This window comes from Mucilaginibacter sp. UYP27, from assembly GCF_040547175.1.
Lineage (GTDB): Bacteria > Bacteroidota > Bacteroidia > Sphingobacteriales > Sphingobacteriaceae > Mucilaginibacter.
The window spans coordinates 184,661-201,117 of the sequence record NZ_JBEPPE010000002.1 but is presented as its reverse complement, the minus strand read 5'-3'; the positions used below and the strand labels follow the sequence as shown (position 1 = coordinate 201,117).

The window sequence follows — 16,457 nt, the reverse complement described above, 5'->3', positions numbered from 1 at the left end:
AAAATGGGCAATTTTATTTTAATCACCAACGCAAAAGTTAAAAAGGTGTTTGCTTTTGCTTAAAACTTCATTGTATCTTAACATACATTACATGATGCGGGCCAATGCCGGTCACCTCAAACTCGGGCGAGATGATCTCGAAACCAACACCCAGATAAAACTGGATAGCCTTCTTACGGGCGTTGCACCAAATGTAGTTTACCTTTTGCCCGCGCAGGTAGGTAATAGCAAAGTTTACCAGCATGTTACCGAAGCCTTTACCGCGGTAATTTTCGGCAGTAGCCATACCGCGTAGCTGGTAGGCTTTACCCTCGAAACCGTCATACCCCAATGGGTGGAAAGATGCGATGCAGGCCAGCTCATTACCTTTATAATAACCTAAATGGAAAGCCCCTTCGGCATCATCGTTTGGGAAACGGCATTCATCAAGCGTTAGCTTACTTTCACGTAAAACCTCGTTACGTAAAGGCAATACATCGTTGGCGGTGATAAACTTTATCATGCGGGTAACTGGCTTATTTCTTCAACCAGATCGGCAAGGCGGCTGCTATAGCCCATCTCGTTATCGTACCAGCCAACTACTTTTACAAGCCCACCTACTATAGAGGTAAGCTGCGCGTCAAATATGCAGCTATGCGGGTTGTCTAATATATCTGTAGATACAATAGGGTCTTCGGTGTATTCCAACACGTTTTTCATGGGCCCATCGGCAGCTGCTTTAAAGGCTGCGTTAATCTCGTCAACCGTCGGCATTTTTTCGAGGCTGCAGGTAAAATCTGTTAACGAGCCGTTAAGCACTGGTACACGGATGCCTGCTCCGCCTAAGCGGCCTTCCAGGTGCGGGAATATATTAGTTATAGCTTTTGCCGCGCCTGTTGTAGTGGGTATGATAGATGCCGATGCCGCCCTTGCCCGGCGCAGATCTTTATGAGGCGCGTCGTGCAGGTTTTGGTCGCCGGTCATGGAGTGCACGGTGGTAATGTAGCCATCTTTTATGTGCCAGTTGTCGTCAAGTATCTTAACCATGGCGGCCACGTTGTTGGTAGTACATGATGCGTTGGACAATATGGGCGACCGTAGGTCTACCGTACCATCATTAACGGCAAGTACAACGGTAGGGATGCTTTTATCGCCCGCCGGGGCAGATATAATAACTTGCTTCGCCCCTGCCGTAAGGTGTTTGGAGGCACCTGCTTCGGTGATGAATTTGCCGGTAGCTTCTATAACCAGGTCAATCTTAAGTTCCTTCCAGGGCAGCAAAGCAGGGTCGGCTTGCTGGTAAACTTTTATAGCAATACCATTCACATACAGGTTAGCAGCATCGTTAGTTACCGTGCCCTTAAAGCCACGGTGAACCGAATCATATTTAAAAAGGTGGGCCAGTGTAGCGGTATCGGCCTGGTCGTTTATAGCCACAACCTGTATACCGGGCTTTGCAAGAATGGTTCGTAGAAATATACGGCCTATACGGCCAAAACCGTTTATAGCGATCCTCATTTTATATAAAAATTAAGGATGCAAAACTAATAAAATAAAACAGGGTGTTTAATACTACACGAATAGGTTACGCAACGAAAAACTCTCGCGCTCTTTTGTACGCAGGAAGAATGTAACGGCCCAGTTAAACAGCATAGATGCCAAAAATATAAGCACTATTAGCATAAAGTTACCCAGGTTTGCAAAGGCAAGCACCATAATAATAAGCAGGATGTTTATACCGCCTAACATTAAAGTGGTTTGCATGTGGGTATAGCCTAATCTTAATATACGGTGGTGTATGTGGTTACGATCTGCCGTGAAAGGCGATTTACCTTGTATAATTCGTAGTGTAAATACCCTAAGCGTGTCAAATATTGGCCCCATTAATATGGCAAAAGTTAACGCCGGTGCCGATATAATTGACGGGGCATTAACAGATGTGACTTTATTAAGCTCAATAAACTTAACAGCCATAATTGCCGATATAAGCCCAATAAGCAATGAGCCTGCATCGCCCATAAATATTTTGGCGGGGGTTAAATTAAAGCGTAAAAATCCAAATACCGCACCTACTATTGTTAATGATACGGCTGCCAGTTCGTAATGTTTCATGGAGATGAACAGGATAGAGAAAGCACCATTCACAATGATACAGGTGGTAGCCGCCAACCCATCAATACCATCAATTAAATTAAAGGCATTGATAATAAGGATAATAAACAGGATAGAAAATATCGCGCTTGCTACGTAAGGGATATCGTTTAAACCAAACATACCGTACATGCTGGTAAAGCGGATATCACCCAAAATAACCAGTATAGTAGCTACAATGAACTGTATTAAAAATTTAGTACTTGAGTTTACGCCCGAAAGATCATCCTTCAACCCCATAATAAACAATACGATACTGGCCGTAAGCAAATAACTAACCGGTATGGTTTTATCAATTATGCTGAACAATAGCAGCGTAATGGTAAAGCTTACAAATATAGCTACGCCACCTAATCGTGGTATGCCGTGGTCATGCTGTTTGCGAAAATGGCCAACATCATCATATAAATGCCGGGTGCGCGCTACGTGTAAAATTGAGGGGATGGAAAGTAGCGTTATCAAAACTGAGAACGTTACCATTAACAAATAATATATAAAATAATACGTGTTTAAATATTCGGGCATTTTATATAATGTTAGGGGCAATTATATGCGGTAAATGTATCAATTATATCCACAATTAAAAAAATTGCCTTAATTTTCTTAATGGCTTTAATATCAGTGTTATAGGTGGAAAGAATATCTTATTTTTATACATCGCTTTCATATCAAAAAATAGAGATCTGATACGGTTTTTGATGCTGCGGTTACTTACTCCACCTACACTCATTTCCACCAATACCTGTTTTACGTAATACACTGATAAAAGGTTTCGGTGGATATATCTCAGCATCAATTCATAGTCTGCAGCGGTACCATATTCAAGACCATAGCCGCCAAATTTTTTAAACAATTCACGCTTGCAATAAAACGTTGGATGCGGGGGCATCCAGCCATAATTAAACATCCCTTTTTTATATTCGCCGCTCACCCATTTACGGCTGATGGATCCATCTGATTTTATGTAATTTAGGTCGCCATAAACAATATCGGGTTTATTGTTTTCAAAGGCTTGGGCAACTACAGTTAAAACGTATTCATCTTTAAAAAAATCGTCGGCATTTAATATGCCTACAACATCGCCCGTGGCTAAAGCTATACCCTTATTCATGGCATCATATATGCCTTTATCAGGTTCGGACAATAGGACATGGATGTTTTCGCGATATTTTTTTGCTATTGAAACCGTGCCATCTGCCGAGTTGCCATCTATTATTATATACTCTATATTCCTGTAGTCTTGACTTATTACCGACCGGATAGATTGCTCAATAGTATCCTGAGCGTTACAGGAAACAGTTATTACTGATATTTTAAGGTCATGCACTGCGGAAAAATACGTTTATTTATGGTGCAAATTATGTAATTTTGAAATCGCTGCATAATTATTAGTAACATTAAGCGGTAATTATTTTATATGCGTGCTTTATACATAATTTATTTTGTTGGTATTGTTATTTTGGGTAGTTCGTGCTCTTACAAACAAAACCAGATACTTTTCGAAAAAAAGGCATCAATTGCTGATACCGCTACACAACAGCCCATGGCTACGGTTAGCTACCATATACAACCGCAGGATGTTTTGCAGATAAGAAACCTGCAAAACATCAAGTACATTGTTGATGAATTACCCGTAATGGCTAACGGATCTTCTGCCGGCAGTGTGGCCGGGCAGGGCCAAACCTACCAGGTAGAAGAAGACGGTACTGTAGCACTACCTGTAATTGGGCATGTACAGGTTGCCGGTTTAACACGCACGCAAGCCACAAAACTTATAGAGGACCTTTATCGTAAAAACCTTTTAAAAGATCCTATTATCGAATTAAAGGTTATTAATTTAAAAGTTACCTTATTGGGCGAGGTGAAAGCGCCCGGCAACTTCCCTATTATAAAAGACAATACTACTTTGGTTGAAATGCTTGGGCAGGCAGGGGGTTTAACGCCTGCTGCCAATGAAAAAACCATCAAAATAATACGGGGCAAAGATAAAGACCGCAAAGTAACTGAGATTGATCTGAGCAACATCAATTCGCTATCGGACCCGAGGACCTTGTTGCAAAACGGCGATATTATTTACGTTGCACAAAACAAACGCGCTATACGTAGCGAAAACTTGCAAAGCTTTAATACCTGGGTACAACCGGCTTTACTATTTTTAAACACGGCACTGATAATTTTTACCCTTAGCAGGCAGTAATGGAGGAATCGGATAAAATTGTCAAAAAATTACCCAACCAAGAGGTTGACTATTTTAAAATAGCTAAAATACTGGTAAGCCGCTGGTATTGGATAGTGGGATCTCTTATCCTGTTTATGCTGGGGTCGTATGTGTACCTGTGGTACACGCCAAAAACGTATGCTACATCCGGAACGTTAAAATTGGAGGAAAATATGTGGGTATAAGGGCATCTGTTATTCTAAAATCCTTCCCGGGGTACAAGGGCTTTTCGCTTAAAGAACTAAGCGATAACTATGTACTTTATTTCGCTACTGAGGCGCGATAACGTCTTTGTTTATCTCTTTCCAAAGTAAGTCCTTCAGTTCGGTTATATTCTTTTGGGCAACCGAGGATATAAACACGTAGGGGATATCTTTAGGCACTTCCTTGTCCATCTCTTCCTGTAACTCAGTATCAAGCATATCAGATTTGGTTATGGCTAATACCCGTGGCTTGTGCATCAGTTCGGGGTTGTACTCGTTCAATTCCCTCAGCAGGATGTCGTATTCTTCTTTAATGGTGCGGTTGGTATCGGCCGGGATCATAAATAGCAGCACCGAGTTACGCTCGATGTGTCGCAGGAACCGGATCCCCAACCCTTTGCCCTGCGACGCACCCTCTATGATACCCGGAATATCGGCCATAACAAACGATCTGTTATCGCGATAGCCAACGATACCCAAATTAGGCACAAGCGTTGTAAAGGCGTAATCAGCTATCTCCGGCTTAGCTGCAGATACTACCGAAAGTAAAGTTGATTTACCCGCGTTAGGAAAACCCACCAAACCAACATCGGCCAGTAATTTCAATTCAAGGATATTCCAGTCTTCCTGGCCATCCTCACCTGGTTGCGAATAGCGTGGGGTTTGCTGTGTAGCCGTTTTAAAGTGCCAGTTACCCTGGCCGCCACGGCCACCTTTTGATAGAATTTGAGTTTCGCCATCGGCGCTTATCTCAAAGATCACTTCGCCTGTTTCTGCATTTTTTGCAATGGTTCCAAGCGGCACTTCCAATATCTCGTCGCGTCCGGTTTTACCCGACCGGAGTGAACTACCACCAGAGTCACCATCGCCTGCAATTACGTGCTTTCGGAATTTAAGGTGAAGCAGCGTCCACAATTGGGCGTTACCTTTTACAATAACGTGCCCGCCGCGGCCACCGTCGCCACCATCCGGGCCACCTTTTGATGTTAAAATATCGCGGTGCAGGTGCGACGACCCCGGGCCACCATGTCCCGAACGGCAGCATATTTTTACGTAATCTACAAAATTTGAGCCCTGAGACATAGTATTGCGTTTTAAAGTAGAAAGTTATTTAGACGGAAAGTCCGAAAGATGGTAAGCAAATCGCTTTACCGTCTTCCGGACTTTACTGCCTTGCCGACTTTCGGACTATATTATTAATAAACTTCGATAACCGAATTAATAGAAGAGAAAATCTCATCTATAGACCCGATACCATTGATGCTTTTATATTTGCTTTGGTTTTTATAAAAGCCTGCAACCGGTGCAGTCTTGTCATTATATTCTTTAATCCTTTTACGTATCACTTCCGGGTTGGCATCATCAGGCCTGCCGGATGTCTCGCCACGTTTTAATAAACGTTGTTCTAATTCGCTATCGGTAACTTCTAAAGCGATCATACCAGAAATAGCAGATCCTTTTGTTTCAAGCAAATTGTCTAAAGCCTCGGCTTGTGCTACAGTGCGCGGGAAACCATCAAAAATAAAGCCTTCTGCATCTTTATTAGCGTCAAGTTTATTGCTGATCATACCAATCACAACACTATCAGGAACAAGCATACCCTCGTCCATTAGTTTTTTTGCTTCGAGGCCAAGTTCAGTGCCTTGCGCAATTTCGCCGCGTAACAGATCACCTGTTGAAAGGTGGATCAGGCCAAATTTCTCGATAAGATTCTGTGATTGAGTACCCTTCCCTGCTCCGGGCGGGCCAAACAGTACTAAGTTAAGCATCCCTTTGTGATTAAAGTTAAAAGCCTTTCAGTGTTTTAAAACAGAAAGGCTTAATTAGTGTGCACTTGTAGGGATTCGAACCCCAAACCTTCTCATCCGTAGTGAGATGCTCTATCCAATTGAGCTACAAATGCGTATTTTGATAACAACTGTTGTCAATAAATTAACAACCGACCCGTTTTTTACGGACTGCAAAAATAGGATATTCTACATCCATTGCAAATTTTTTTATCAATTACTTTACTTTTTCGGCAATTGCCTCAAAATTTGGCAGGTCTCCGGCGTTTTCTAACACCTCGGCATAAATTACATTTTGTTCCTCATCTATCACAAAAGCAGCACGTTGGGATACGCCTTTCATACCAAAAGCAAACTCAGCATATAAAGCACCATATGCTGCAGAAACTTCTTTATTGAAATCAGATAGTAACGGAAATTGATAAGAATTTTCTTCTTTAAACTTAGCCAGGGTAAAAGGCGAGTCGACAGAGATGCCTAAAATTTGTGCGTTTAAACCATCGTAATAACCAAAGCTATCGCGCATGGTGCAAAGCTGCGTAGTGCACACACCTGTAAAAGCCAAAGGGAAGAAATGGATAACTACTTTTTTGCCTTTAAAATCGGCTAACGAAACTTCTTTAAGATCTGATGAGGTTAATTTAAACTGCGGTGCAGCCTGGCCTGGTTGTAATAGCATAAGTATTTTATTTTATGCAAATAAATAGCTTTTAACCGGAAGTTGGGCATCCTACGAATTAAAGAACTATTTTTTTTACCAAAAAAACAAGAACACTTGGAATTGCAAAATATACATTTACATTTGTAGTGTACTAATTAACTAATACACTAATGATACAATTTCAAAACTTATCGTTTGGTTATTCGCCCAAAAAACTGCTCTACCAAAATCTCACATTAGAAATTCAAAGCGGCAGTATTTACGGGCTGCTGGGAAAAAACGGCGCGGGCAAATCTACCCTACTTAAAAATATGGCGGGTACGTTGTTCCCAGTAGGAGGCAGCGTAATAGTAAATGGCATGGTACCCCAAACGCGCAAACCATCTTTCCTACAAACCATTTACTATATAGCCGAAGATGTTTACGTACCGGCGCTTACTATTAAACAATATAAAAACTTGTTTGCTCCCTTCTACCCGTTGTTTGATAGTAATAATTTTTACAGATACCTTACCCAGCTGGAAGTAAGCGTTGACGGCAAACTGAACAAACTCTCCTTCGGGCAGCAAAAAAAGTTTGTGATAGCATTTGCGCTGGCTTGTAATACCAGGGTGCTCTTGATGGACGAACCTACCAACGGATTGGATATCCCTTCCAAATCGCAGTTCAGGAAACTTATCGCTTCGGTGATGAACGAAGATAGGATTATCTTTATCTCCACCCACCAGATTCGCGACCTGGAGAACATGATAGATAACGTGATCATTGTAGACGACGGCAAACTGCTGCTACACGCTTCCGTGGCAGACATTGCAGATAAGCTTTGCTTTAAAACGGTATCAGAAATACCGCCAGGCGCCAGAGTTTTATATTCCGAAAAAATGCTCCGTGGTACCGCTATAGTGATGGAAAACACCGATTGCGACGATTCGGGCCTAAACTTAGAGCAACTTTTTAACGGCGTTACTGAAAATCCCGCAATGGCCAAACAAATATTTTCAACCAACTAAACCTCATTACCATGAATGATACTTTTAACCTCAGCAGGTTTGGGCTTCTGCTAAAGAAAACCATACTGGAGCGCGCTATGCAAATAATTGGCGCGTTTGCGGCCGTACTGGCGTTCACTTTTTTACTTTACACGCTTATCCTTTACTCCTTAGACTGGGGGCCCGCGCAAAACCTGACCTTCATTTGGGGCTTCATTGGCGGCGGCGTTGTTTTATCCTCTGTAGTGTTCAGCTACTTTACTACAAATGCCGGCGGGGCCGCATACCTAACGCTACCTGCTTCTGCGCTGGAAAAATGGCTTTGCGGTGTATTAATATCGGGCCTGCTGTTTTGCATTGTTTTTTTAAGCTTTTTCAGGTTGATGGATTACACCTTCGTAACTGCGTACCACAACGGGCTCGACCGTAGCAGCCCGCTGTACCGAAGCCTGTATGACCATGTTTACTTATACACTTTTTTAGATAATAACGTAGTTATTAAGGCCACGATATTATACACTAATTTTGTGGGCGCTATGATGGTGGGCTCGTTGTATTTTAATCGGGTTGCCCTGGTAAAGGTGGCGTTGGTGGTATGCGGGTTACTTGCTGCCATCTATTTTTTTAACCTGGCCGTTGTTAGTCTATTATTTTCTAATGTTGATGTTGCATTCCCGTACTTTACGGTGCTTATAAAAGTTTATTCAGAAGTTGGAAACATTGAGTTGCCGCATTACGCATATGATATTACCAACATTTTTTTGCAGTATGTGTTACCTGGTATTTTATGGATAACCGCATACTTAAGGTTGAGAGAAAAAGAAAATTAGAATGGAGTTTAGAGAAAAGCAAGCAATTTACTTACAGATAGCAGAATACGTTTGCGAGCAGATATTGCTTAAACAGTGGCCACTGCAAGCAAAGATACTGAGCATACGCGATCTTGCAATAATGATGCAGGTGAACCCAAACACTGTGCAACGTGCCTATGATTTTTTGCAACAGCGCGAGATCATCACCAACAAACGGGGTGTAGGCTACTTTGTAGAAGCAGATGCCATGGCCAGGGTAATTGCCTTTAGAAAAGAGCAGTTTTTAGAGAATGAGCTACCGGTATTTTTAAGAAGCATGTATTTGTTGGATATCCCGGTGGAAGAAATTGATATACGTTACCAAAAATTTATCGACGAAACATTTAAAGAGAAAAAACATGAAGACTAAATAAGCACAACAATACTCACCGCACTATTTGCCGTAATGCTGTTAGGCGTGGTGGTGACAGACCTTGCGTTTAAAAACGTGTACGACAAGGTTGATAAAAGTGACTTGTACTGGAACTATAATAAGGTATTGGAGCAGCCCTTTAAACACCTCAAGTTGGATGGCGGTAACATCACCCAGATCGTTTTCGAACAAAACAAGCACGCATCGGTACGGGTGCTTAATTATTGGGACGCCTATAAAACAGGTGTTACTTTTAAAGCCTATGTAAAAAACGATACACTGCACCTTACATTTCCCAATAAATACAAAAACCAAGGCGAAAAAAACTGGATGCAAAACCGGGTATTGGTGCGTCTTTTTGCGCCGCAATTATTATCTATCAATGCTACCAACACCAACTTTGAAATGCAAAAGTTAAGGCAGGCAAATATCAATGTTGATATAAAGGGCAAATCGAGGTTCGAAGTCGAGAGTTATAGTAGTAATTTTGATACGCTTAAAGTTACGCAGGCAGACTCGAGCCAAGTGTTGTTTGAAATGGCACCCGAATTAAAAGGCTCAAAAAACATGCATTTCGGCTACGTATCGGCTACCCTTAAGGATTATACCATACTCGACATAGGGCACGGGTTTGCCGAAAAAGCAAGTCTTAACATTGCTGATAGTTCTGCGGTTATTTTATCCGGGAAATCATTAAAGGCGATGCATCAATAGCTAAAATTAAAATAGCACAAAAAAGTCATAGAATTGCGATCCGTTTGAAAAGAGTACGGTACGAAGCTTTACTTGAGGCCTTGTATGGCAACCTATAGGATATTATAGAAAACGAAATTATATGAAAGCCATTATCATAACACAACCCGGCGAACCCGAAGTTTTGCAAATTGGCGATAGGCCCACCCCTGCCTGCTCCCCTACCGAAGTACTTATTAAAGTGATGGCAGCGGGCATTAACCGGCCTGATGTTGCACAACGGAAAGGTAATTATCCACCGCCTGCGGGTGCGCCTACGGATATACCGGGATTGGAAGTAGCAGGATTGGTGACTGAGATTGGTGCAGAAGTTACCCGTTGGAAGATAGGCGATAAAGTTTGCGCCCTGGTAATTGGCGGTGGCTATGCGGAATATTGTAATGCGCCCCAAGGGCAATGCCTACTGGTGCCCGATAACTTATCATTTGCCGAAGCGGCATCGTTACCTGAAACGTTTTTTACGGTTTGGAGCAATGTATTTGACCGTGGCAGGCTGCAACCCGGCGAAACTCTTTTAGTGCACGGAGGCAGCAGCGGCATTGGCGTGGCCGCGATACAAATGGCTACAGCATTCGGTAGCAAAGTTTATGTAACCGCGGGCAGTGCCGAGAAATGCAGGTTTTGCGAAGACCTTGGCGCTACAAACGCCATCAATTATAACGAAGAAAATTTTGCAGATGCGATAGCTAAACTAACTGATAACAAAGGCGTAGATGTGATACTGGATATGATAGGTGGCCCCTACACCCCATTAAATATTAAATGCCTTGCTATCGAAGGCAGACTGGTGCACATTAATACCATGAAGGGTAAAAAAGTAGAAATTGACCTGAGTGAGGTTATGCGTAAACGACTAACCATTACAGGATCAATGCTGCGCTCACGCGATGTTGGGTTTAAAACAGCTATAGCCCACAATCTGGAGCAGCATATTTGGCCATTACTGGCATCGGGCAAAATAAAACCCGTTATTTATAAAATATTTGCTGCGGATGAAGCCGCCAAAGCCCATGCACTGATGGAAAGCAGTGGACATATGGGGAAAATAGTTATCAGTTGGCAGTAGGGAGTTTGCAGTTAGCAATAAATAGTTTAAAGCAGGTAGTTGGCAGATTGCATTTACGTGCAAACTGCCAACTATTTACTGCAAACTGCTTAATTAGGGAACTTAACCCCGCGGTAGTTTGAAATATTTACTGCCGGGATGGTAGAGCCGTAGTTGGAATTGATCGCTTTAATAAACTCGTTTGCTACAATGGCATAACCACGTGGCGTTAAGTGGACCCCATCCAGCGAGAAGATCCCACCGCTGATATAGCTCGAATTTGCACTTACACCATCTATTAATACACCATTCGCTTTAACACCATTTAAAAAAGTAAAGGCATCAAACACAGCTAAGCCTTTTGTAGCGGCTACTGCTTTAATGGTTTTATTATAATCAGTAACATAATCTTTCACTAATACCGACTCATTATTATCCAATATATATTGGTTCTCAATAGGTGCATAAGGCGTTAAACCATAAGGCACCATACCGACCGGAGATGTCACCATTTGGCCGATCTTTGCAGTAGGAAATGTCAACACGATAAGATCTGCCGCTGTAGCCGCGCGTGGGACATAGTTGGTATTAGTGATGTCTGCCGATGCACGTGCACTAATGTAAAGCGCCTGTACTTGTGGGTTAGCTTTTTGCACACCGGCTAAAATAGCACCAATAGTAACGGTTGTAAAGTATGGTACTGATGTAACATCAGGTATGGTAGCAACCGCGCCTCTGGCACCTTTTGCTGTCAATTTAGCTATAGATAAAGTGTATAGCTGTGCAAATTGAGTCTTATCAGTCAATGCATCGCCTGCACCGCCGCTTGTAGCATAGCCTAATGCATCGTTGTTACCCAACCAATCGGTAAAAAAGGTAAAATCTTTAGCGGTAACAAAATCAAGGTAAGTGATATTGTTTGTTGGCGGGTTGCCCGGTAGCAAACGCTCAAAAAACGGGTTTAAATTACCATAAGGCGCGTAAGTTATCTGCTGTAACTTAATGCCTGGTACGCCGTAGTTATTTAGGTCGCCGCTATATTTGGTTAGTAAAGTTACATTTCCAAAACCCGGGATAGTTACCTGGCCGCGTACTGCATTATTCTCGGTAACGGTAGCAGTAATTGGCGTACCTGTCGCGCTAAAACCTGTAAGTTTAAGGTAGGTAGAGCCGCTTGCCTGTGCTTCGTTAAATAGCGGCTGGGTAAAGGTACCACCGCCAACTATAGCCATTTGTTTGGCAATGATGCTTGGGTAAGAATTTTGCTGCCCTTCCAGGTATAAGCCGTTATCCGCGTAGCCAGCGGTTAACGAGTTCCCTACTGCTATGTAGCGGGTAAAATCGGCATTGCCTTCGCTTTTCTTAGGGCTTTCAAAATTGGGTTTACAGCCTGTAAATAATACAAGCGCTGCAGATATGTATATGTATTTATTTAACGTTTTCATGCTAAAGGATATTACCAGTGGTAAGAAATTGAAACACCCGGGATATAAACATTGCTTTTGAATGTGCCCGATAAATTAGATTCGATATTAGTTTGGAAACGAGAGAACAAGTGTTCGTACTCGAAAGAAAGATCAAGATCCAGTTTGCGTGTAAGCTTGTAGCCTAAACCCGCTGTTAAGTAATAGCGGTTAGCATCGGGTACCTCTGGCGTTACATAACCGTCTTTTACTGCGGTGCTGGCATAACCGCCACCAAGGCGCACGGCAACTTTGTCACTTGTTTTGTACTGCGCGCCACCTCTTAAGCTAAACGCGTCTTTATAATTACGTGGCGAGTAAGTATCAGCTAAAGTAGCGGTGTTTGATGTATAATCGAACGCGAGCGCTTTGTATGAATGCCATCCCACAAAATTCGCATCGAAAGCCAAAGTCCATTTTGTATCAGGTGTATAGCCAAAACCTATTGAAGCATTTGCCGGCAACGGGATGCCTGCTTTAAAATAATTTGGTTGCGGGAAGTTCGCCTGCAGCGAGTTAGCCACGCTAAAGAAGGCATCACCCTTTTTAATGGTAGTATTAACCCGCGAACGGTAATCTAAACCAATGGTAAATTTATTGCTTGGCTTAATAAAGATACCAGCATTCCAGCCGTAGCCGCGGCCACCGCCTGTTAAACGGGCCTGGCCGTGGTTACCGTCGGGCCCGCTCACCGGGATAGCACGTTGCAGGTCAACCGATGCGTGGTTGTAAACAAAGCCTGCACCTACGCTTAGGTAATCGGTAAGTTTATAACTAACCGTCGGCTGGAAAAATATCGCCTTAAGATCAAGGCTCTCCAATACGTATTTTCCCTGCCAGTTGCTTCCCCAATCCGTTAAGCCACCAAACGGGGTGTAAACGCCAAGGCCTACTTTCCAGCGGGCACCTTTAGGGCCCCATACGACATAAGCGTTAAAGGGAGTAGCTACTTTTTCTTTGGTAAACGCAGTACCCGAAGCGCCTGCACCCTGGAAACCCGACTTAAAAAACAGCGGGCTTATACCTGCCTGCAAATAGTTTTCAGATAACATCGCCATTGCGCCGGGGTTAAAAACAACCGAAGCACCATCCTGCGACAAGCCGGTACCGGTGTGGCCCATGCCTATTTGTTTTTGACCATTTAGGTTAACCATAAAACCCTGGGCATAGATAACGCCGGGGGCTAACCACATTAATAGCAGTAGAAGTTTTTTCATTTAATACGTTAAGAGGCTGTAAAGCCGGTTTTAAAATTGGTGAACAAAACTACAAAATTGTCCCTGAAAAATTTCACAGAAATTTCTTCACTTAACTATTTAAATATTTGGCAATAAACCTTAACTTTGCGCCTCTGAAATAGTACCGTTTTGTATAGAGCGCATCTGTTTCATCATAAATTATTTAAAATACCAGGTTATATATGCCAAACATTGGAAAAATATCAAGGATCATCGGTCCGGTAGTTGACGTAAGTTTCGCTGATGATGCACATCTTCCTAAGATCTACGATGCGCTTGAGATCACAAAAGACAACGGACAGAAAATCATTTTGGAAGTTCAGCAACATTTAGGTGAAGACCGTGTGCGTGCAATCGCGATGGACTCTACCGACGGCTTGCTGCGCGGAATGAAAGTTTTAGATACTGCTGCAGCTATAAAAATGCCGGTTGGTGAGCAAATAAAAGGCCGTGTATTTAACGTAGTTGGTGATGCAATTGATGGTATTCCTGATCTTGACAAAACGAATGGCCGTTCTATCCACGCTACCCCTCCACGTTTCGAAGATCTATCTACTGAAACTGAGGCCTTGTTTACAGGTATCAAAGTTATTGACCTTTTAGAGCCATACGTAAAAGGTGGTAAAATTGGTTTATTTGGTGGTGCCGGTGTTGGTAAAACAGTATTAATTCAAGAACTGATCAATAACATCGCGAAAGCTTATGCAGGTTTATCTGTATTTGCCGGTGTAGGTGAGCGTACCCGTGAAGGTAACGACTTACTACGCGAGATGCTTGAATCGGGCATTATAAAATATGGCGATGCGTTTATGCATTCAATGGAAGCCGGTGGATGGGATCTTTCTAAGATCGACCCTGAGGCTTTGAAAGAATCAAAAGCAACATTCGTATTCGGCCAAATGAACGAGCCCCCGGGTGCACGTGCACGTGTGGCACTTTCTGGTCTTACCCTTGCAGAATATTTCCGCGATGGTGATGAGGATGGTAAAGGCCGTGATATCTTATTCTTTATCGATAACATCTTCCGCTTTACACAAGCGGGCTCTGAGGTATCGGCATTATTAGGTCGTATGCCATCAGCAGTAGGTTACCAGCCAACACTGGCTACCGAGATGGGTACCATGCAAGAGCGTATCACTTCAACAAAACGTGGTTCAATTACATCTGTACAGGCCGTTTACGTACCTGCGGATGATTTAACTGACCCTGCACCGGCAACAACATTTGCTCACTTAGATGCTACAACCGTACTTTCACGTAAAATTGCCGAGCTTGGTATTTACCCTGCGGTGGATCCACTGGATTCTACCTCACGGATCCTTAGCGCAGCTATCTTAGGTGATGAGCATTACAATACAGCTCAACGCGTTAAAGAAACATTGCAACGTTACAAAGAGCTTCAGGATATCATCGCCATCTTAGGTATGGATGAGCTTTCTGAAGAAGATAAATTGGTTGTATCACGCGCACGCCGTGTTCAGCGTTTCTTATCACAACCATTCTTTGTTGCTGAGCAGTTCACCGGTTTAAAAGGTGTATTGGTTGACATTAAAGACACCATTAAAGGTTTCAACATGATCATGGATGGCGAAGTTGATGAGTACCCCGAAGCAGCATTTAACCTTGTAGGCAGCATTGAAGATGCTATTGAAAAAGGTAAAAAATTATTGGCTGAAGCTAATAATTAGTAGCAAGTATATAGTATCAAGTAGTAAGACATTCTTACCGCTTGATACTCTAAATATTACTTGATACTTGATACTAATTACTTGATACCAAACAGATGACATTAGAAATTCTTACTCCTGATAAAAAGATCTACGAAGGCGAGGCTACCTCGGTTACCTTACCCGGTACATTAGGATTTTTAGAGATCTTGAATAACCATGCCCCTATCATTTCTACTTTAAACGATGGTAAATTAACCATCCGCGGTGCCGCGGGTACAAAAGAAGAAATATTTTTCATCCAGGGCGGTGTGGTAGAAGCCTTAAACAATAAGGTTACCGTATTGGCGGAGGGTATTATTATTAAATAGAACTTTTTATACTGATATATGGAAAGTCCGGTCAGTATTTGACCGGACTTTTTTTACTTAGAAGCAACTTTTAAAAAAACTCTTTTTAACACACCATTTTTTTCTATCGATTTGACTTTTATCGTCAAAAACTCACTACCCTTTTTATAAAAAACGCGGTTATGTATTTTTTTTATGTACCCTAATAAAAACTCACCTTTAAAGACCTGCACCGCTTTGCTATCACTATCTATAGAAACATTTTTAAAAGTAAGGGTGTCTCCAACTTCAAGTTTATCGCTGTCAATTTTTGTTATACTAAGACCTGCCAAATCAGTGACAAAGCATAACTTTTTTGAGGGATTAAAATCAGCTAAAATTTCAAAGTTATCTGTTGGTACCCAAGCTTGTGTGTAAGCAATTAAATACACTTTATCATCAGTTTTAGTCAGCGGTATCTCCCAAAACTTTAAAAAATTACCTATGTCACCTCTCTCTGATTTTATAAGGCGCTGAGAAAAAATTTCTATAACGTTATCGGTATAAATTTTTTCTAAATCCGGAAATTCAACATACGGTGTAAATCCTTCTTTTTTAGCTCTTTCAACAGCATCATTAATATATGAAAAAGTCGTAGCATTATTCTTGATTTTAATTACCCCAACTATGTGTCGAGAATAACCAAAACCTTTTCGCCAACTTAAATATAAATAACCGAATGAACGCATA

At 42.1% G+C, this 16,457-nt stretch carries 19 protein-coding genes and 1 tRNA gene; 9 read left to right on the top strand and 11 right to left on the bottom strand.

What is annotated here, in order from left to right; all coding sequences use genetic code 11:
• Window positions 1–67: 67 nt before the first annotated feature.
• Genes ABIB39_RS08745 through ABIB39_RS08730 form a run of 4 tightly spaced genes read right to left on the bottom strand, consistent with a single transcriptional unit; the run spans window position 68 to window position 3,457 of the window.
• Window positions 68–502, bottom strand: coding sequence for a GNAT family N-acetyltransferase (locus ABIB39_RS08745; protein WP_354429109.1), 435 nt, complete (start codon window positions 500–502; stop codon window positions 68–70).
• Entirely contained in the window at window positions 499–1,497 is a 999-nt protein-coding gene (gene gap / locus ABIB39_RS08740; protein ID WP_354429107.1) for a type I glyceraldehyde-3-phosphate dehydrogenase, read from the bottom strand. The genes ABIB39_RS08745 and gap overlap by 4 nt, the downstream gene beginning before the upstream one ends.
• Before the next feature lie 54 nt (window positions 1,498–1,551).
• Window positions 1,552–2,655 carry an MraY family glycosyltransferase gene (locus ABIB39_RS08735; RefSeq protein WP_354429105.1) on the bottom strand — a complete coding sequence of 368 codons (1,104 nt, stop codon included), beginning with the start codon at window positions 2,653–2,655 and terminating at the stop codon, window positions 1,552–1,554.
• A 55-nt stretch (window positions 2,656–2,710) separates the two neighbouring features.
• Window positions 2,711–3,457 (bottom strand): glycosyltransferase family 2 protein, encoded by a 747-nt coding sequence (locus tag ABIB39_RS08730; protein WP_354429103.1) that lies wholly within the window; start codon window positions 3,455–3,457, stop codon window positions 2,711–2,713.
• 90 nt (window positions 3,458–3,547) lie between these two features.
• Here ABIB39_RS08730 and ABIB39_RS08725 point away from each other — a divergent pair, with 90 nt between their 5' ends.
• Both ABIB39_RS08725 and ABIB39_RS08720 read left to right on the top strand, forming a co-directional pair.
• Complete coding sequence (locus tag ABIB39_RS08725) at window positions 3,548–4,327, top strand: polysaccharide biosynthesis/export family protein (protein ID WP_354429101.1); 780 nt, start codon at window positions 3,548–3,550, stop codon at window positions 4,325–4,327.
• A complete protein-coding gene (locus ABIB39_RS08720; protein WP_354429099.1) occupies window positions 4,327–4,533 on the top strand; it encodes a hypothetical protein in 207 nt (68 codons plus the stop codon). The genes ABIB39_RS08725 and ABIB39_RS08720 overlap by 1 nt, the downstream gene beginning before the upstream one ends.
• A gap of 84 nt (window positions 4,534–4,617) precedes the next feature.
• On the opposite strand, the gene obgE is transcribed toward ABIB39_RS08720, so the two are convergent.
• From obgE to ABIB39_RS08700, 4 genes are all read right to left on the bottom strand, one after another.
• Window positions 4,618–5,634, bottom strand: a complete 1,017-nt coding sequence (gene obgE, locus ABIB39_RS08715; protein ID WP_354429097.1) for a GTPase ObgE — start codon at window positions 5,632–5,634, stop codon at window positions 4,618–4,620.
• Window positions 5,635–5,747: 113 nt separating this feature from the next.
• Window positions 5,748–6,320 (bottom strand): adenylate kinase, encoded by a 573-nt coding sequence (locus ABIB39_RS08710; RefSeq protein WP_354429095.1) that lies wholly within the window; start codon window positions 6,318–6,320, stop codon window positions 5,748–5,750.
• A 60-nt stretch (window positions 6,321–6,380) separates the two neighbouring features.
• Window positions 6,381–6,454: transfer RNA gene (locus ABIB39_RS08705), tRNA-Arg, on the bottom strand.
• Between the two features lie 101 nt (window positions 6,455–6,555).
• Window positions 6,556–7,017: a redoxin domain-containing protein gene (locus ABIB39_RS08700; RefSeq protein ID WP_354429093.1), complete on the bottom strand. Its 462-nt coding sequence runs from the start codon at window positions 7,015–7,017 to the stop codon at window positions 6,556–6,558.
• A 152-nt stretch (window positions 7,018–7,169) separates the two neighbouring features.
• Between ABIB39_RS08700 and ABIB39_RS08695 the strand changes: the two genes are divergently transcribed.
• From ABIB39_RS08695 to ABIB39_RS08675, 5 genes are all read left to right on the top strand, one after another.
• Window positions 7,170–8,009 carry an ABC transporter ATP-binding protein gene (locus ABIB39_RS08695; protein WP_354429091.1) on the top strand — a complete coding sequence of 280 codons (840 nt, stop codon included), beginning with the start codon at window positions 7,170–7,172 and terminating at the stop codon, window positions 8,007–8,009.
• Window positions 8,010–8,020: 11 nt separating this feature from the next.
• Window positions 8,021–8,818: a hypothetical protein gene (locus ABIB39_RS08690; protein ID WP_354429089.1), complete on the top strand. Its 798-nt coding sequence runs from the start codon at window positions 8,021–8,023 to the stop codon at window positions 8,816–8,818.
• A 1-nt stretch (window position 8,819) separates the two neighbouring features.
• The gene (locus ABIB39_RS08685) at window positions 8,820–9,209 is read left to right on the top strand and encodes a GntR family transcriptional regulator (RefSeq protein ID WP_354429087.1); all 390 of its coding nucleotides are present in this window, start codon (window positions 8,820–8,822) and stop codon (window positions 9,207–9,209) included.
• A gap of 36 nt (window positions 9,210–9,245) precedes the next feature.
• Window positions 9,246–9,926, top strand: a complete 681-nt coding sequence (locus ABIB39_RS08680; RefSeq protein ID WP_354429085.1) for a hypothetical protein — start codon at window positions 9,246–9,248, stop codon at window positions 9,924–9,926.
• Window positions 9,927–10,047: 121 nt separating this feature from the next.
• Window positions 10,048–11,031, top strand: coding sequence for an NAD(P)H-quinone oxidoreductase (locus ABIB39_RS08675; RefSeq protein WP_354429083.1), 984 nt, complete (start codon window positions 10,048–10,050; stop codon window positions 11,029–11,031).
• Window positions 11,032–11,120: 89 nt separating this feature from the next.
• Here ABIB39_RS08675 and ABIB39_RS08670 read toward each other — a convergent pair whose 3' ends face one another.
• Window positions 11,121–12,455: an SGNH/GDSL hydrolase family protein gene (locus ABIB39_RS08670; RefSeq protein WP_354429082.1), complete on the bottom strand. Its 1,335-nt coding sequence runs from the start codon at window positions 12,453–12,455 to the stop codon at window positions 11,121–11,123.
• Window positions 12,456–12,466: 11 nt separating this feature from the next.
• Window positions 12,467–13,690, bottom strand: coding sequence for an OmpP1/FadL family transporter (locus ABIB39_RS08665; RefSeq protein WP_354429080.1), 1,224 nt, complete (start codon window positions 13,688–13,690; stop codon window positions 12,467–12,469).
• Between the two features lie 203 nt (window positions 13,691–13,893).
• Between ABIB39_RS08665 and atpD the strand changes: the two genes are divergently transcribed.
• Window positions 13,894–15,399, top strand: coding sequence for a F0F1 ATP synthase subunit beta (gene atpD, locus ABIB39_RS08660; RefSeq protein ID WP_354429078.1), 1,506 nt, complete (start codon window positions 13,894–13,896; stop codon window positions 15,397–15,399).
• Window positions 15,400–15,494: 95 nt separating this feature from the next.
• Entirely contained in the window at window positions 15,495–15,749 is a 255-nt protein-coding gene (gene atpC / locus ABIB39_RS08655; RefSeq protein WP_354429076.1) for an ATP synthase F1 subunit epsilon, read from the top strand.
• 53 nt (window positions 15,750–15,802) lie between these two features.
• On the opposite strand, the gene ABIB39_RS08650 is transcribed toward atpC, so the two are convergent.
• On the bottom strand, window positions 15,803–16,456 hold the full coding sequence (locus tag ABIB39_RS08650; protein WP_354429074.1) for a hypothetical protein: 654 nt from the start codon (window positions 16,454–16,456) through the stop codon (window positions 15,803–15,805).
• Window position 16,457: the final 1 nt, after the last annotated feature.

Bases quoted from the DNA above. Each gene is read 5' to 3' on its own strand.
- obgE (WP_354429097.1), bottom strand. From the start codon at position 5,634: ATGTCTCAGGGCTCAAATTTTGTAGATTACGTAAAAATATGCTGCCGT.
- ABIB39_RS08675 (WP_354429083.1), top strand. From the start codon at position 10,048: ATGAAAGCCATTATCATAACACAACCCGGCGAACCCGAAGTTTTGCAA.
- ABIB39_RS08710 (WP_354429095.1), bottom strand. From the start codon at position 6,320: ATGCTTAACTTAGTACTGTTTGGCCCGCCCGGAGCAGGGAAGGGTACT.
- ABIB39_RS08695 (WP_354429091.1), top strand. From the start codon at position 7,170: ATGATACAATTTCAAAACTTATCGTTTGGTTATTCGCCCAAAAAACTG.
- ABIB39_RS08685 (WP_354429087.1), top strand. From the start codon at position 8,820: ATGGAGTTTAGAGAAAAGCAAGCAATTTACTTACAGATAGCAGAATAC.
- ABIB39_RS08650 (WP_354429074.1), bottom strand. From the start codon at position 16,456: ATGCGTTCATTCGGTTATTTATATTTAAGTTGGCGAAAAGGTTTTGGT.
- ABIB39_RS08700 (WP_354429093.1), bottom strand. From the start codon at position 7,017: ATGCTATTACAACCAGGCCAGGCTGCACCGCAGTTTAAATTAACCTCA.
- ABIB39_RS08725 (WP_354429101.1), top strand. From the start codon at position 3,548: ATGCGTGCTTTATACATAATTTATTTTGTTGGTATTGTTATTTTGGGT.
- ABIB39_RS08680 (WP_354429085.1), top strand. From the start codon at position 9,246: ATGCTGTTAGGCGTGGTGGTGACAGACCTTGCGTTTAAAAACGTGTAC.
- ABIB39_RS08720 (WP_354429099.1), top strand. From the start codon at position 4,327: ATGGAGGAATCGGATAAAATTGTCAAAAAATTACCCAACCAAGAGGTT.
- atpD (WP_354429078.1), top strand. From the start codon at position 13,894: ATGCCAAACATTGGAAAAATATCAAGGATCATCGGTCCGGTAGTTGAC.
- ABIB39_RS08670 (WP_354429082.1), bottom strand. From the start codon at position 12,455: ATGAAAACGTTAAATAAATACATATACATATCTGCAGCGCTTGTATTA.
- atpC (WP_354429076.1), top strand. From the start codon at position 15,495: ATGACATTAGAAATTCTTACTCCTGATAAAAAGATCTACGAAGGCGAG.
- ABIB39_RS08735 (WP_354429105.1), bottom strand. From the start codon at position 2,655: ATGCCCGAATATTTAAACACGTATTATTTTATATATTATTTGTTAATG.
- gap (WP_354429107.1), bottom strand. From the start codon at position 1,497: ATGAGGATCGCTATAAACGGTTTTGGCCGTATAGGCCGTATATTTCTA.
- ABIB39_RS08665 (WP_354429080.1), bottom strand. From the start codon at position 13,690: ATGAAAAAACTTCTACTGCTATTAATGTGGTTAGCCCCCGGCGTTATC.
- ABIB39_RS08690 (WP_354429089.1), top strand. From the start codon at position 8,021: ATGAATGATACTTTTAACCTCAGCAGGTTTGGGCTTCTGCTAAAGAAA.
- ABIB39_RS08745 (WP_354429109.1), bottom strand. From the start codon at position 502: ATGATAAAGTTTATCACCGCCAACGATGTATTGCCTTTACGTAACGAG.